The sequence below is a fragment of the Siansivirga zeaxanthinifaciens CC-SAMT-1 genome, from assembly GCF_000941055.1.
Classification (GTDB): Bacteria; Bacteroidota; Bacteroidia; order Flavobacteriales; family Flavobacteriaceae; genus Siansivirga; species Siansivirga zeaxanthinifaciens.
This window is the reverse complement of the sequence record NZ_CP007202.1, coordinates 2,543,122-2,559,739: the sequence shown is the minus strand read 5'-3', so window position 1 is coordinate 2,559,739 and position 16,618 is coordinate 2,543,122. Positions and strand designations below refer to the sequence as shown.

Annotated in this window: 15 protein-coding genes and 1 pseudogene; 10 read left to right on the top strand and 6 right to left on the bottom strand. The window is 34.2% G+C overall.

The features are described from left to right. Positions 1-18: 18 nt before the first annotated feature. Positions 19-1,329, bottom strand: coding sequence for a DEAD/DEAH box helicase (locus AW14_RS11515; protein ID WP_044638946.1), 1,311 nt, complete (start codon positions 1,327-1,329; stop codon positions 19-21). Positions 1,330-1,497: 168 nt separating this feature from the next. After that, positions 1,498-1,690 (bottom strand): annotated as a pseudogene (locus tag AW14_RS11510) (cold-shock protein). A 142-nt stretch (positions 1,691-1,832) separates the two neighbouring features. On the opposite strand from AW14_RS11510, the gene AW14_RS11505 reads away from it, so the two are divergent. From AW14_RS11505 to AW14_RS11480, 6 genes are all read left to right on the top strand, one after another. Next, the gene (locus tag AW14_RS11505; RefSeq protein WP_044638944.1) at positions 1,833-2,417 is read left to right on the top strand and encodes a TetR/AcrR family transcriptional regulator; all 585 of its coding nucleotides are present in this window, start codon (positions 1,833-1,835) and stop codon (positions 2,415-2,417) included. Position 2,418: 1 nt separating this feature from the next. Next, a complete protein-coding gene (locus AW14_RS11500) occupies positions 2,419-3,084 on the top strand; it encodes an NAD(P)H-binding protein (RefSeq protein ID WP_044638943.1) in 666 nt (221 codons plus the stop codon). A 14-nt stretch (positions 3,085-3,098) separates the two neighbouring features. After that, positions 3,099-3,731: a nitroreductase family protein gene (locus AW14_RS11495; protein ID WP_044638942.1), complete on the top strand. Its 633-nt coding sequence runs from the start codon at positions 3,099-3,101 to the stop codon at positions 3,729-3,731. A 54-nt stretch (positions 3,732-3,785) separates the two neighbouring features. Beyond that, positions 3,786-4,946, top strand: a complete 1,161-nt coding sequence (locus AW14_RS11490; protein ID WP_044638941.1) for an iron-containing alcohol dehydrogenase — start codon at positions 3,786-3,788, stop codon at positions 4,944-4,946. Positions 4,947-5,082: 136 nt separating this feature from the next. Then, the gene (locus AW14_RS11485; protein WP_044638940.1) at positions 5,083-5,760 is read left to right on the top strand and encodes a type 1 glutamine amidotransferase domain-containing protein; all 678 of its coding nucleotides are present in this window, start codon (positions 5,083-5,085) and stop codon (positions 5,758-5,760) included. Positions 5,761-5,889: 129 nt separating this feature from the next. Then, on the top strand, positions 5,890-6,792 hold the full coding sequence (locus tag AW14_RS11480) for a DUF6268 family outer membrane beta-barrel protein (protein ID WP_044638939.1): 903 nt from the start codon (positions 5,890-5,892) through the stop codon (positions 6,790-6,792). Here AW14_RS11480 and AW14_RS11475 read toward each other — a convergent pair. Then, positions 6,789-8,156: an NAD-dependent succinate-semialdehyde dehydrogenase gene (locus tag AW14_RS11475; RefSeq protein WP_044638938.1), complete on the bottom strand. Its 1,368-nt coding sequence runs from the start codon at positions 8,154-8,156 to the stop codon at positions 6,789-6,791. The two genes, AW14_RS11480 and AW14_RS11475, sit on opposite strands and share 4 nt — an antisense overlap. A gap of 218 nt (positions 8,157-8,374) precedes the next feature. On the opposite strand from AW14_RS11475, the gene AW14_RS11470 reads away from it, so the two are divergent. Continuing rightward, on the top strand, positions 8,375-9,283 hold the full coding sequence (locus AW14_RS11470; protein WP_052647490.1) for an alpha/beta hydrolase: 909 nt from the start codon (positions 8,375-8,377) through the stop codon (positions 9,281-9,283). Between the two features lie 11 nt (positions 9,284-9,294). Here the strand turns inward: AW14_RS11470 and AW14_RS11465 are convergent, their stop codons facing one another. Together AW14_RS11465 and AW14_RS11460 are read right to left on the bottom strand one after the other, a co-directional pair. Further along, a complete protein-coding gene (locus AW14_RS11465; protein ID WP_044639624.1) occupies positions 9,295-9,924 on the bottom strand; it encodes a hypothetical protein in 630 nt (209 codons plus the stop codon). A 136-nt stretch (positions 9,925-10,060) separates the two neighbouring features. After that, on the bottom strand, positions 10,061-10,612 hold the full coding sequence (locus AW14_RS11460) for a DUF4251 domain-containing protein (RefSeq protein WP_154662153.1): 552 nt from the start codon (positions 10,610-10,612) through the stop codon (positions 10,061-10,063). 135 nt (positions 10,613-10,747) lie between these two features. Here AW14_RS11460 and AW14_RS11455 point away from each other — a divergent pair, with 135 nt between their 5' ends. After that, positions 10,748-11,563 carry a DUF1853 family protein gene (locus tag AW14_RS11455; protein WP_044638936.1) on the top strand — a complete coding sequence of 272 codons (816 nt, stop codon included), beginning with the start codon at positions 10,748-10,750 and terminating at the stop codon, positions 11,561-11,563. 4 nt (positions 11,564-11,567) lie between these two features. On the opposite strand, the gene AW14_RS11450 is transcribed toward AW14_RS11455, so the two are convergent. Next, complete coding sequence (locus AW14_RS11450; RefSeq protein ID WP_044638935.1) at positions 11,568-14,078, bottom strand: outer membrane beta-barrel family protein; 2,511 nt, start codon at positions 14,076-14,078, stop codon at positions 11,568-11,570. A 233-nt stretch (positions 14,079-14,311) separates the two neighbouring features. Between AW14_RS11450 and AW14_RS11445 the strand changes: the two genes are divergently transcribed. Continuing rightward, complete coding sequence (locus tag AW14_RS11445; RefSeq protein WP_044638934.1) at positions 14,312-15,502, top strand: pyridoxal phosphate-dependent aminotransferase; 1,191 nt, start codon at positions 14,312-14,314, stop codon at positions 15,500-15,502. Continuing rightward, complete coding sequence (locus AW14_RS11440; RefSeq protein ID WP_044638933.1) at positions 15,502-16,614, top strand: AEC family transporter; 1,113 nt, start codon at positions 15,502-15,504, stop codon at positions 16,612-16,614. The genes AW14_RS11445 and AW14_RS11440 overlap by 1 nt, the downstream gene beginning before the upstream one ends. Positions 16,615-16,618 lie beyond the last annotated feature (4 nt).

The following is a 16,618-nucleotide window of genomic DNA, read 5'->3' as shown; positions in this document are numbered from 1 at the left end:
AGCCGTTTTTTTTACTGATTAAACCAAATACACCCGAACTTTTTTCTTCTTTAAACGTGTATTATTGGTTTTAGCTTCAATGCTTTTTACTTTCTCTTTAGGAACGGCAACAAACGCACAGTCTTGTTTAAGTTCGATAACGCCAATTTCATGTGGTTCTAATCCACATTGTTTTATAAGAACACCAGCAATATCGCCTTTAGAAATTTTATCTTTTCTACCGCCTGAAATAAATATAGTGGCCCAAGGCGAATGCATTGCTACCGCTTTAGGTTCTAGTTTTTCAATATGTTTTGTGGTAATAAAATCGGGTAAATATTCTTTTTCCCATTGTAAAACATAGGCAGTTCCTTCGGCATTCATGCGGGCTGTTCGGCCGTTTCTATGGGTAAACTCCTCGCCTTTTAATGGTAATTGATAATGAATAATGTAGTTAAGTTCTGGAATATCCAATCCGCGGGCAGCCAAATCGGTTGCTATAATAATTTGATGCGTCCCGTTTCTAAACTTAATTAAAGCGCGTTCGCGATCTATTTGCTCCATACCGCCATGAAAACAACCGTGTGCAATGCCATTTTCATTTAAAAAATCGCTCACAAATTGAATAGTATCTTTAAAATTACAGAAAATAATTCCGGGTTTATTGCCTATATGATGCAGTAAATCGCCCAGTGTTTGTAACTTGTTTTTTTCGGGTGCCACCACCCTTTTTATAAATAAATTAGAAATTTTGGCATCTAAATAGTTAATCTCCAAGGCATTTTGCAAGCCAACAAAAGCTGGTATTTCCATATCTTGAGTCGCCGAGGTTAAAATGCGTTTTTTAATGTTTGGTAACAACGTTATAATCTCGCGCATTTCTTTTTCGAAACCAACTTCTAACGATTTATCGAATTCGTCTAAAATCAGCGTTTCCATAGCTTCAACTAAAAAAGTATCACGACGTAAATGGTCGGCAATACGCCCGGGTGTTCCAATTAAAATGGCTGGTGGATGCGCCAATTCTATTTTATCTTTAGAAAAAGGCCTGCCGCCATAAACAGCATTCGCTTTAAAACCTGTACCCATGTTGCGAATCACTTGTTCTATTTGAATAGCCAACTCGCGTGATGGCACTAAAATAAGCAGTTGTATGTGTTCGATATCAGGATTTAAAGTGGCTATAGTTGGTAATAAAAAAGCTAAGGTTTTACCTGTTCCAGTTGGCGAAAGTAACACCGTATTATCGCTATTAGTAATGGCTACCAAAGCATCTTCCTGCATTGGGTTAAGTGCTTTAATATTTAGTTTATCTAAAATAGCTTGCTGTGCTTTTATATATTGCGCCATGTGGTTTGTTTCTTTTAACGACTGGTAATTATGAGCCGTTGGAAAATTATTTACAACAAATATAGTTGAGTTTAACGGGTTTTATAAGTTTACCTTTGAAGTATTCGCACATAAAAAAAGCCTATACGAATGTTTAGGATAGGCTTTTGGTAAAAATGATGGTATATGTTATAAAACTTTTACGTTTACGGCATTTAATCCTTTACTACCTTCTTGCAGATCAAATTCAACAACATCACCCTCACGAATTTCGTCAATTAGTCCCGAAATGTGCACAAAATGTTCTTTGTTTGAACCTTCTTCTATTATGAATTCAAAACCTTTAGCGTCATTGAAGAATTTTTACTGTTATTTTACTCATGGTAATCTATTTTAATTTTTAATAATACCATATTTACCACAATAGGTATCATATTTTTATTTGAATGACAACAATTAAATGTTTGTTAAAAAAAGAATGAACATTCACTTTTTTAATATCTTTGTATCATAATTCATTGAAAATGGTAAAACTTCAAAAGAGTATAGACAAACGAAATGCACTTGTAAAGGCAACCATCGAGTTGGTTAACAACAACGGTTTCCATGCAACACCTATGAGTAAAATTGCAAAAATGGCTAATGTATCGCCTGCGACTATTTATCTGTATTTTGAAAATAAACAAGATTTAGTAAACAAAACTTATATAGAAGTTAAAGAAGAATACACCAAATATGCCTTTGCTACTTATAATGCATCGATGTCGGTTAAAGAAGGGTTTAAAATAATATGGTATCGAATAGCCGATTTTAAATTGAACGATTGTGAAAACGCCATGTTTTTAGCACAATGTGATAATACACCCATGATTGATGAACCAAGCAGACAGGAAGGAATTAAGCATTTACAACCCCTACTCGACCTTTGGGAGCGTGGTAAAAAGGAAGGTATAATAAAACCAATATCAGATTATCTTCTTTATGCCTATGCGATTAATCCTTTGTCGTTTTTAATGATTATGCAAAAAAGAGGTTCTTTTAATTTAAATGACACTCATTTAGATGAGGCTTTTCAAGCGGCCTGGAGCAGTATAAAAGTTAATAATTAAAATGAAAAAAACAGCCATAATTTTAGGCGCATCAGGCTTAACCGGAAGTATTTTACTAGATAAATTAATTAACGACGAACGATACGAAACCATCAAATTAATTTCCAGATCGCGAATAGATAATATATCCAATAAGGTTAAACAATATATAGGCGATTTATTGGATTTAGAACAATTTAGAGCCAATTTCACGGCAGACGAAGTGTATTGTTGTATTGGTACAACCACCAAGAAAACACCAGATAAAACTCTTTATAAACAAATAGATTATGGTATTCCTGTTTCGGCGGCCAAACTGTCTAAAGAAAATAATATCCCCACGTTTTTAGTAATCTCGGCTATGGGTGCCAATGCCAATAGTAGTCTGTTTTACAATAAAATTAAAGGTGTTATGGAGCGCGATGTGATTCAACAAAATGTAAACAATACCTATATTTTGAGACCTTCATTAATTGGAGGCCATCGCGACGAAACACGAATTCTAGAAAAAATAGGCTTACTAGTGTTTAAAGTCATTCAACCCTTATTCATTGGGCCTTTAAAAAAATATAAAATTACCGAAGCCGAAGATATCGCCGAAGCGATGATACAATTGGCGAATAATACAAGTCATGCCGAAGTCATTATTACTTCAACAGAAATAAAAAAAATTGCAAATAATAAATAAAACAAATTTTAAAAATGGAATTATTAGATAAATTAAACTGGAGATACGCTGTAAAAGCGATGAATGGTGAAAAAGTTGCCGAAGATAAAATTGAGCGCATTTTAGAGGCTGCTCGTTTAGCACCAACATCAAGCGGGTTGCAACCTTTTGAAATTATTGTTATTAAAAATCAAGATATTAAAGAACAAATTAAACCGGTAGCCTGGAATCAATCGGTTATTACAGATTGTTCTCATTTACTGGTTTTTGCTGCTTGGGACACCTACACAGCAGATCGAATTAATTATATGTTCGATTTAACAAATGATATTCGTGGGTTTAAAAATGAAGGTTGGGAAAATTACCGCCAGATGCTTTTAAACGCTTATCCTCAAAAAGATGCTGAAGAAAACTTTAATCATGCTGCTAAACAGGCGTATATAGCTTTTTCACAAGCAATTGCTGCAGCTGCATTTGAAGCTGTAGATGCAACACCTCTAGAAGGTTTCGATCCAACGGCTGTCGATAAAATTTTAGGATTGCGTGAAAAAGGTTTACGCAGCGCGGTACTTTTACCATTAGGTTATAGAAAACCGGAAGAAGATTGGTTGGTAGACCTTGTAAAAGTGAGAAAACCAATGAAAGATCTGGTGACCGTTTTAGAGTAATGGTTTATGCCATAACAATAATTTTTTAACAATTTAAAAGTAAACGAAAAGAAGATGAACAATTTTGAATTTAAAAATCCTACCAAAATAATTTTTGGAAAGCATACAATAGAAAAATTAGAAAGAGAAATCCCGAAAGATGCTAAAGTTTTAATGCTTTATGGTGGCGGAAGCATCAAGAAAAACGGTATTTACAATCAGGTAAAAACAGCCTTATCTAAACATGACCTTATAGAGTTTGGTGGTATTCCTGCCAATCCCGAATACGCGGTGTTAATGGATGCTTTAAAAATTATTAAAGAGCAAAACATCACATATTTACTAGCTGTTGGTGGTGGCTCTGTTATAGATGGCACTAAGTTTTTATCGTCGGCAGCATTATTTGAAGGCGATACCCCATGGGATATTTTAACTAAAAATATAAGAACAGAAAAAGGCATGCCTTTCGGAACGGTTTTAACCTTGCCAGCAACAGGTTCCGAGATGAATTCTGGTGCTGTAATAACCCGCGAGGAAACTAAAGAGAAATTGGCTATGGGTGGCCCTGGGTTGTTTCCAGAATTTTCTATTCTAGATCCTCAGGTAATCACCTCTATTCCAGAACGCCAATTGGCTAATGGTATAACTGATGCCTTTACACATGTTTTAGAGCAATATATGACCTATCCTATAGGTGCTCAATTACAAGATCGTTTTGCCGAAAGTATCATGCAAACGCTTATTGAAGTTGCTCCCAAAGTATTGCAAGATCCAACCGATTACCAGGCGGCTTCAAACTTTATGTGGAGTTGTACGATGGCTTTAAACGGATTAATACAAAAAGGGGTGCCAACAGACTGGGCCGTTCATGCTATGGGCCACGAATTAACAGCCTTATTTGGAATCGATCATGCGCGTACTTTAGCAGTTATTGCTCCGAGTCATTACAAATATAATTTTGAAGCTAAAAAAGAAAAGTTAGCCCAATATGCAGAGCGTGTATGGAATATAACCGAAGGTAGTACCAACGATAAAGCCTACGCTGCTATTGAAAAAACAGAAGCTTTCTTCAATCAATTAGGTATCGATACTAAATTATCCGATTATACCAATGCGTATCAGGGAACCGCAGAAATTATCTCTAAACGTTTTACAGAACGTGGTTGGACAGGTTTAGGTGAACACCAATCGCTATCGCCAGATAAGGTAGAGAAAATAGTGAAAATGGCTTATTAAATTATAGCAGGAAAAGTTAAAAATATTAGCGTTATCACTAACTATTGTAACAACGTTTAGTTGCACGGAAGTTAAAAAAGACGCGCCTTCTGAAATCGTTTCAGAAGCTAAATCAAATTCAAAAAAAGAAAAAAATATGAAAATTTTATTTGTATTAACATCTCACGATAAATTAGGAAACACGAACGAAAAAACAGGATTCTGGGTTGAGGAATTTGCAAGTCCTTACTATACGCTTTTAGATAAAGGTGCTGAAATAACTATTGCCACTCCCAAAGGTGGTGCAGCTCCCATAGACCCAAAAAGCGATTCACCTGACGCAGCAACAGAGGCAACTAAACGCTTTGATAATGATGACGTTGCTAAAAATAAAATTGAAAACACTAAGGTATTAGCAGATATGAATCCCGATGATTTTGATGCTGTTTTTTATCCTGGTGGTCATGGTCCTTTATGGGATTTAGCAACCGACGAAACATCTATTTCGTTAATAGAAAAGTTTAATATACAAGGTAAAACCATCAGTTTTGTTTGTCATGCTCCTGCTGCTTTAAAACATGTAAAAGACGCTAACGGAAATCCTTTAGTAAAAGGAAAAAAAGTAACCGGCTTTAGTAACAGTGAAGAAGCTGCAGTTGGTTTAACCGATGTGGTTCCGTTTTTGGTTGAAGAAATGCTTAATGACAATGGAGGTATTTATTCTAAGAAAGACGATTGGGCTGCTTACGCCATTCAGGATGGTAATTTAATTACCGGTCAAAATCCAGCATCATCTAATCTTGTTGCCGAAAAGTTATATGTTTCATTAAAATAATTAATAACTATATTTTTAAGACAAGGTTGTTCTGTTTAGAGCAACCTTTTTTTGTTGATTTTAAAAAGGGTTTTTAATAATGAAAGAATCGAAGTAATTGTCTATATTGAAGCTGTTAAAATATTATAAATGAAGTATTTATTAATTATAGTATTTAGTTTTATTTTATTTGAAGGGTTCTCACAAAATTACTTTGATGTTGTTAATGCAACCTATACCAATACATTTCCTAATAAATTTGAAAATTCTGAAGCTTCAACAACGGTTGAAGAACTGGCTTTCGAACTTAATTTTCCTGTAGTTTTAAACGATAAAACGGTGTTGCTTACGGGGCTTTATGCAAACCAAACCAACGTAAAATTAGACGTTTTGGCTTCAAAAGAAGCCTTAAATGTTATTGGTTTAAATGTAGGGATTAACAGAACGTTTAATGAGGCATGGTCTGCCACGTTTATGGTGTTTTCAAAATCGGCTGCCAATGTTATTAGGTTTTCAAACAACGATATGCAATGGGCTTTTTTAGCTCTATTTACCAATAAAAAGCGATCAGATTTAAAATACAGATACGGCATTTATGCCAATACCGAGCAATACGGATTAATTATAGTTCCCATACTTGGCATGTATTATGTAAGTAAGAATAAGACATTTGAAGCCAATTTAAACCTACCAATCACTGGCGATATTAATTATAAAATCGCTCCAAAATCATGGGTTGGTTTACGTTTTGATGGCTTGGGCACGACTTATAATCTTCATAATAAAATGAATAATTCAAATAGTGCTTACGTATCTAAAACATCAAACGAATTAATAAGTTATTTAAGATTTCAGTTAAGTAAATCGTTGTATTTAAACACAAAAATTGGATATGCTATAAGCCGTAATTATAAGGTTTTTGATGCAAACGATAAAATAGATTTTGCGCTTACCGCATTTTATTTCGGTGATAACCGAACCCAATTGAATACCCGTTTTAAAGACGGTGCTGTTTTTAAAATGGAATTATTTTACCGGCTCCATTTCGATTAGTTTATCCAAATACTTTTGGTGTTTACAAATTCTCGAATGCCATAACCAGAAAGCTCTCTTCCATACCCACTGTTTTTAATACCTCCAAACGGCATTCTGGGATCTGATGCCACTAATTTATTCACAAAACTATTTCCTGCTTCCAATTGCAAGGCAATGGCTTCGCCTCGTTCTTTATTGCTTGTAATCACTCCCGAACCTAATCCAAAATTAGAATGGTTTGCTAAATTGATGGCCTCTTGTTCATCTTTAGCTTTAATAACCGATGCAACCGGACCAAAGAGTTCTTCATCGAAGCCAGTCATTCCAGGTTTTAAATCGGCTAAAATAGTTGCCGGATAATAGGCGCCTTTTCGATCTGGTATAGTACCACCTAAAACCAAACGACCACCTTGTGTAATGGTTTTTGTTACTTGTTCGTGCAAATCGTCTCGTAAATCTATACGCGCTAAAGGACCGTAATACGTGGCATCATCTGTTGGCTCGCCCATCATAGCTGCTGCCATTTTCGTTTTATAACGTTCCAGAAAAGCATCATAAATAGCTTCTAATACAATAAAGCGTTTGGCAGCAATACAGGTTTGTCCGTTGTTTTGTAAACGACCAAAGGTTGCTAAATCGGTGGCTTTTTCTAAATCGGCATCATCTAAAACAATATAGGCATCACTCCCACCAAGTTCCATAACGGTTTTCTTTAAATTTTTACCAGCAATAGCTGCAACCGAGCGCCCTGCAGGTTCGCTACCTGTTAAAGTAACTGCAACAATGTGTTTGTTTTTAATAACGCTTTCAACACTATCGGAACTTAAATTAAGATTGCTAAAACAACCTGCTGGAAAGCCTGCTTTTTCAAAGGCTTCTTCAATAGCATAAGCACAGCCTTGAACATTCGAGGCGTGTTTTAACACTCCAACGTTTCCAGCCATTAGGGAGGGCGCAGCAAATCGAATTACTTGATAAAACGGAAAATTCCAAGGCATAACCGCTAAAATAACGCCCAACGGTTGAAACGTAACATAGCTTTTAGAGGCTTCGGTGTTCACGGTTTTATTTGCTAACATGCTACTGGCATGATCGGCATAATACCGACACACAAGGGCACATTTTTCAATTTCTTTGCGCGATTGCCCAATAATTTTACCCATTTCGGCAGTCATTAACTGGGCATATTCTTCTTTGTTTTCTTCTAAAATAGAAGCTAGGTTTTTAAATAAAGTCGCGCGTTTTTTAAACGACCAACTGCGCCATGTTTTAAAAGCGGCATGGGCTATATTTATTTTTTGTTCTGCTTCATCCAACGAAATGCGTTGGTATTCAGCTATTTTTTCTTCATTAGCAGGATTAATACTGATACTTTTCGACATAAAATTTATAATTCTTTTTGCATTAAATAATAATTCTAAACACCTCGAAAGGCATTTCAATAATATATATAATGTAAAGGAAATTTTTTAAATGATAAAGCAGAAACTATAGACATTTTCTATTTAAAAATAAGTCGTTTCTAAACACAATAATACCAGCTAATTAATTCGAAAATTATTTTACTTTAGCAACTAATTAACCTATTCATTTTTTGGCTATGCGAAATATAATGTCTGCTTTTGTTTTTATTTTAATAACGGTTGTAGCTAAAGCTCAAACCCGTTATGTAGATAACATATTTAAAGATATAAAACTTAGAACCTTTAATTATGCTATAAAAAAAACAGACACTTTAAAGCTGGATATTTACGATGCTGTAGATGATACTCTAAGCAAAAAACCTCTAATGGTTTTGGTGCATGGTGGCGGTTTTTACTCGGGACAGCGTAACGACAGTTATATGATTTCTTTAGCCGAAACCATCGCAAAAAAAGGCTATGTTGTGGCTTCCATCGATTATAGATTAATTCACGATCATAACGATTTAACCTGCCATACACCACATACTGCCGTTTTTGAAATTTATAAAAACAGCGCCAAAGATGTTTTAGATGCCTTATTATTTTTAACAGACTATAAAACCGATTTTAGAATAGACGACAGTAAAATTGTGTTAACAGGAAGCAGCGCAGGTGCCGAGACTATTTTAAATATTGCCTATAACAGGGATTTAATTACTAACAGTAAACGCCATAAATCTATAAAAATTGCTGGAGTAGTTTCTATTTCTGGGGCACTTTTCGACACAAAGGATATAGCCTTTCATAACAGTGTGCCTGGGGTATTTTACCATGGAGAAGAAGATCCTGTGGTACCTTATGATAAAGGCGCGCACCACTCCTGCGACACGTTATCAAACGGATTTTTTATTTTAGAAGGCTCTAAAAAAATTGCAGAAAAATTAGAGTATCTCGATACCAGTTTTATGCTTTATAGTTACAAATACAGAGGACATGATATTTTTAACCTGCCTAACGAAGATTATCACGAATCGTTTGTATTTATAAAGAAAGTTGTGTTCGATAATCACTTTTACCAAAGCAGTATTAAAAAACCTTTGCGCTAGGTTTAACAAAATTACTTGTAATTAACCTCAACAGCGGCTTTTGGTAATTTAATATCCATTTTAGCAACATACATATCCCCTACTTTTTCGGGTTTAAGCATGCTTTTTACAAAATTAGCACGACATGAAAGAGATAAATTTGGAATTAAAGGGTCGTCGTTAAAGAAATAAGAATCCAAATTAAATTCAGGTTTACCAGGTACTTTAATGCTTCGGTGAATTTGTTTAAAATCGTTAGAATGTTCGATGCTTCCGGGAATAAAGGTGTAAAACGTATAGGCACCATCTGCGTCTGTTTTTATCCAGGCTCTATGATATACATAACGTTTTTTTAAAGCATCTTTTTTTAATGTGTAGTTACCAGTTTCATCGGGCTGATGGATAAAAAGTATCACATCGCGAGCAGGTGTTTTGCCATCATTTTGGTATATCGTACCTGTTATTTTTAGTTTGTTAGCTTTGGTTTCAAACTCGGGTACGGTATCGGTATTGTTAAGCCTTACTTCTTTGTAATCGTATATGGCATGGCGTTTTTTATAATTTAAAGTACTGGTATTTTCAGCACTTGCCAAATCCTGGGCTTCTATTTGAGATGTTGTTATAAAACAAAAAACAATTAGTGGTAATATTAAGTTTTTCATGACATTATTGTTTGTAAACATTTTAAAATTAAATGTTTATAGCTTATAAAACATAAAAAACTTATAAACGCACGATATTTACGTTAAATGGCATTAGCATCACTTTTAAGGTTCATTTTAACCGATTAAAAACCATCTATTTCTTCTGGTCTTCTAAGGGGAGCAGATTGCCAGAATATCGGATTACATTTCTTCCCATGCCATTTATAACCATATCGCTTTTTAAATTAGGCGATAGTTGTATATAAACATCAAACATTTCGTTATTACTTTTGGCTTTAAACATAACAGCAATGGTATTATTCTTATTTTTTTTTGTTGAATAATTCTCAACGAGTCCTTTAAATTCAATTGTGCTATCGGTGCCGCCATAGCCCACCTGCATTCTGCGTTCGCCATAATAGGGCAAGCTGGAAGTAATACTATCGCCTGAAATTTTTAAAAAGTTATAATTGCCAATTAAACTAATATTCCCCGATGTGCTACCAGGTGGTAACAAACCTGTATCAAGCACACGCTGTAATGCTATGGTTGTTTGCGGGTAGGCCCACAACGATTCTATTTTAAATTGTTTACTGTTAACTAAGGTTTCTAACGCTGCTGTTTGTTCGGGAGTTACCATGTTTTTTGATGAACTACATGAAAAAACAAATAACATAAGGGCAAAAACGGTATGTAAGGGTTTCATTTGTAAGGCTTTTAAATGTTTTATTAAAGTAATGATTTTTTTAGGGTAGTGCAAATTAATTCATTTCGATTACTACGATGAATTTTTAAGTAAAATTTAAGTCTATTTATGTTTTGTAATTAGCTTTGCAAAACCATGCATAAAAACGAAAAAGACACGCAATTACAATTTGAAGGCTATTTAAAAACACCTTTACTCTGGAAAGGGAAATCTCTAAATGGTCTTACTCCATTTGAATTACCAAGGCAAGCATCCTTTGCTTTTAATGAGCCCCTACCCAATCCATTGCGTTTAGGAAAACGTGTGGAACGCTTTGTTAGTGCAGAATTAAAGCAACATGAACGTATATCTATCCTAGCGGAAAATATTCAAATTCAAAATAATAAAATAACGGTTGGTGAGTTAGATTGTGTGTTGCTTCAAGATAAAACCCCTATACATTTAGAAATTGTCTATAAGTTTTATTTGTATGATGCTAATGAAGGCCAAACAGAACTCGACCACTGGATTGGTCCAAACCGAAAGGACCATTTAGTTAAAAAGTTACAAAAGCTTACCAACCACCAATTACCCTTATTGCATAGTACGCACACAAAACCTGTTTTAGAAGCGTATCAATTACATCCAGAAATCATTAAACAATACGTTTTATTTAAAGCACAGTTATTTCTGCCTTATAACAACCCCAATGTAACTATGCAACTTTTAAACGCCGACTGTATATCGGGTTTCTACTTGCATTTTAAAGACATCCATGTTTTTAGCGATTGTAAATGGTACATACCCTCTAAAATAAACTGGTTAATCACACCGCATAGTCAGGTTTCTTGGCTATCGTTTTCAGAAAGTAAAAACGTTATCGAGGGCTTTATGACGAAAGAAATTGCACCGCTGTGTTGGATTAAAACACCCCAAGGTGTTATTAAAAAGTGTTTTATTGTTTGGTGGTAAGTGTTTAAAACTCACGCTTACCAAATTCACTTTCTATAAATTTCGATTTGTTTTTAGACTTGTTAATGGTATAAGTTAGGTTTAAAAGTATCATATCAACCTCATAAACATAATTGGTGGTTGTAAAAAACTGATTAGGTTTAAAGGTTGTTATACGCTGCTCGTTACTTTTTAAGAATCCCATATCTATATTTTGCCATTGTAAAGTAGCTGTAAGACTGTTATTTAAAAATGATTTTTTAAAGGTTAGATTCGGATTGTAAAACTCAGAATCTTCTCCAATAGCAGTGTTTTTACTTGAAGTATAATTAAAGTTAAATTGCAACGATGCATTTTTCCAAAAAGCATAGGTTGAATTTATATTAAACGAGTAAATGGTAGATTGGCTATCTACATTATAAGTTCTTGAAATTCCATCGCGATGTTCAAAAACAAAGGCACCATCAATAGCATAATTATAAATATTGGCTCCAATAAAGTTAGTCCAGTTTTTTGTAGCTTTAAATTGCGTACCTAATTCTAAGCCTATGTCGCGACTTTTTCCAACATTAGAATATACCCTATTTAATATCGTATCTATTACCGCGCCATTGCTTTCGTAAGCCAAGGTATTTACTCGGTTTATAACGTTGTTTACATGACGGTAGTAAGCGGTGGCATAAACCGATTGGCCGTTATTGAAATCTTTAGTAATTCCTAATTCAACCAAATCTATAAATTCGGGTTTTAATTTGTTATCACCTTGTTCAAATACCTCAGAATGCTCACGTTCGGCAAAACTGTTCATTTTTAAAGTGGTTGTTCGTTCTACACGTTTGCTATAGGCTGCTTTTAGTGTTGTTTTATTATTTACATCATATTGAAGCGATGCCGATGGAAATAGTTTTAAAAAATCGTAATTAAACGTGTTTGCAGTGGTATTGCTTTGCAAGGCTTCTGTATAAACGCGATGCATCGACTCCAGTCGTAAACCTGCTGAGTAATGCCATTTGTTTTTTTCGCCGGTTAATTGGGTGTAACCCGCATGAATGGTTCTTTTTAAGGAAATATTACTAGAAAATTCGGGAACTAAAATACCATCGCGTTGGTAAACAAAATCACCATCATGATTTAATATTCTAAATTGGTAGCCAGTTTCTAAAGTCCCAAAAGAAAAAGGTTTCCATTGATAATCTAAATTATAACGCACCCCGTGTAACGGATTATCGTTGGTGTTATACTCCTGTTGATAAATAATGTTGTAATCGGGCGTATCTACGTTGTCATTTATAGTTGGACCTCCTAAAAACGTGTATTCATATAAAATAGAAGTCGCTAATTTTGAATCGTCTTTAAAGGTGTGGTTATAATCAAAACTTCCTAAAGCGAAATCGCCTTTACGGGTTCTTAAATTGTGATTATAATAGGTGAACGTATATAATCGGTTGGAACTATTAATGGGCGATACTGCATGATTATCGAAGTATGTGATATCTGCTAAACGATCGACGGTGTGTTTACCTGCAAAAAAGCCTAATGAAAATTCGTTGGTTGTATTTGGTGTGAAATCGATATTAAATCGGGCGTTGTAGCTTACATCATCAAAGCTACGCTCACCATCAGATGGTAAAAAAGTAGTTTTATTTTCATTGGTATTAACAATGTAAACCTCCCCTTCTCGACGGCCGGTTTTATCATTTCTTTGGTAACTACTTCCGAAGGAAATATTCCATAGGTCTGTTTTTTTATTTATTGTGGCGTCTATACCATATCGTTGAGCAGGTTCTTGCGTGTTATAAGGCTCAATGGATGGAAAACCACCACGAACATTAACTTGTGTAAAAACGCCGTTGGTTGCTCCCTTTTTAGTTATGATATTTATAATACCTGCTTTACCTTCGGGATCGTACTTAGCCGATGGCGCCGTAATTAACTCTACTTTTTCCAGAGCATTCGATGGTAATTGTGCTAAAATAGCAGTAGCATCGCCCTGTGTTGGTTTACCGTTTATTAAAACTGCAAAACCTTTGCTGCCTCTAACACTTATTTCACCAGCACTATTTACACTTACAGATGGTAAGTTTTTTATAATATCGGTAGCAGTGCCACCTTGCGACGCCTGAAAATTTTTAGAATCGAAAACTTGTCTGTCTATTTTATGTACCATGGTAGTACGTTGCGCCCGAATTTCAACTTCATTTAAGGCATTACCCAACGTTAATAATATAGTGCCAACATCAATTTGCTTCTTTGCTTTAGAAATTTCAATATTTAATATGGTTTTTGAAGCATAACCAACAAACGAGGCTTCCAAGTAATAACGTCCGTTTTTTACATTGTTAATTATAAAGTCACCTTGATTATTTGTAATTACGCCAGTAACAAGCGATTTATCGTCTTGTTTAAATAAGGCTGCTGTTGCATATTCTAAAGGATAATTATCTGTAGCATCTAATATCTTCCCAGTAATTTGAGCATTAAAAGAAGGTATAATTAATAAACTTATTGAAAGGGTTAAAAAATATTTTAATGTCATAATCTAGCTAACTTTTGCATGCAAATTAAAGTATAATAAATGAATATTTTAGTTGAATTATTATCTATAATGGTTAGATATTAATCAAAAAAGCGATTCAATTTTAAGTATGTTTGATAGAAGAATATTGCTAAAACAGCTAAATCTATGTGTTATTTTCATTCTTTTTAATGTTTTAACATAAAAAATGTAAAATAAATTATAAATTTAAGCTTAAAACTAAAATTGCAACCATGAAAAACACACACATTAGTAGAAGACATTGGCTTAAGCGTGGCACATTAACTTTAGCAGGTATGGCTATGATGCCGTCTGAAATTTGGGCCGAATCTGTAAAATTAGCACAGTTAGAAAATAGAAATTTAGTATTTAGTACCGACAATTGTTTTAACGAATTTACACCTCCTAGTTTATTTGACCCGAAATTAAAAGCTATTTTAAGAGCTAACGAAAATCCTTACGGGCCACCACCATTAGCGGCTAAAGCTTTTCAAGACGATGTGTTTTCTGGTAACCGCTACGCTTGGGAAACCTTAACAAATTTGGTAAATATTATTGCTAAAAAAGAAAATGTAACACCCGAACAAATACTTATGGCACCTGGCTCGTCCGATGTTTTAGAAAAAGTAGCCATGGTATTTTTTCAAAAAGGAGGCGATGTTATTAGTGCCGATCCAAGTTATATGTCTCTTATGCAAGTATCGCAGTCTGTAGGCGGAAAATGGAAATCCTACAAACTTTTACCCGATTCACAACACGATTTAGATGCTATGGAAGCTGGCATCGACGCAAATACAAAGTTAGTATACATTTGTAATCCTAACAACCCGACAGGCTCGATAACCGATGCTAAAAAATTAAAAGAGTTTTGTAGCAGAGTGTCTGAGAAAGTTCCTGTGTTTGTAGACGAAGCTTATATTGAATTATCAGACAATGGTATTAAAGATAGTATGGTCGATTTAGTGAGTGCGGGTAAAAATGTGATGATCGCAAGAACGTTTTCAAAAATACATGGTATGGCCGGTTTACGAATTGGTTATTTATTAGGAAGCGAAGCAACCATAGAAAGTATTAATCGCGTAACACGTGGCGGTATGGGGTTAACAGGACCTTCAATAATGGCAGCTACTACCAGCTTACAACATGATGAGTTTTTAACGATGTCTAAAACTAAAATAGCCGAAGCCAGAGCTTATACTCAAGCTTATTTAACTAAAAATAACTTTGCTTTTTTACCGTCTCAAACCAACTTCATAATATTTGAAATTCCAATGGATGGAAAAGAATTTTTAGATAAAATTTATGAGAAGCAAGTAGCTGTGAGAGCCTTTACTTTTTGGGATAAAAACTGGTGTAGAGTAAGTATGGGAACCATGGAAGAAATGGCATTATTTACGATGGCTATGGATGAAATTTTCGCATAATGTCAGACGGTCTCATTAAAGCCATTTCCTTTATTCTATTTATATGTATTGGTGTTTTATTAAAAAACAAATTCCGAGTTAAGGAGGAAATAAACGGTATTAAAAAAATAATTTTGTTGTTGGCTCTACCAGCGACTATTTTTATCGCTTTATTAAAAATAGAGCTTAATACCAGTTTTGTTTTATTACCTTTTTTGGTTCTGGCTTTTAACGTTTTTCTATATCTTATTACACCCGCCCTATTAATCATTTTAGGTATTACAAATAAGTCGACTGTTAATACTGCTAAATTATTAATACCCTCACTGGCGCCTGGTTTGTCTTGTTTTCCTTTTATTTTAGAATTTTTAGGAGAATCGTATTTGGCAAAAGCAGCTATGGGCGATTTAGGGAATAAATTTTTTGTTTTATTTATTCTTTATTTAATTGCCATACAATGGTTTTATAAAAATCAAAAATCAGCACAAGAACCTTTACAAAAAAAGCTAAAATCTTTGGCTAAGGTTTTGGTATTAGAACCTGTAAATGTTTTAATTATTTTGGCCTTAATTTTAGTTTCATTTAAAATTACACTTTTAGATTTGCCTGAATTTTTGCAAGACAATTTAAATCGTTTAAGTGGTATCATGACGCCTTTAGTATTACTTTTTATTGGTTTGGCGGTATCTATTAAGAGAAAACAATTCGGACAAATTTTTTCATTATTGATGCTTAAATATGGCATATCACTTTTATTAATTGGCATTATCGTTTCTTTTGTAAATTTTCCTGTAAAAAATGATATTTTATTAATGCTTGCCTTTGGATTAAGCGCCTGTAGTTTCTGGCCGTTTGCTCACATATCGAGCATCGATGCTAAAGAAATTGATGTAGCCGATAATAAAAAAACATTTAACTCGGGGTTTGCATTATCTGTTCTGGCATTGTCTTTACCTATATCGGTTTTACTTATTTTAAGTATTTTCATGTCTGGAGATACGTTTACATCGGCATCTCATATTTTTACTTTGGCGATATTAATCATGTTTATTGGCATTGCTGGTCCGCTTTATAATTGGAGTAAGCATGGCGCTCAAATTAAAAAAAGGTATAGTCATGCTGAAAATAAGTAATCTG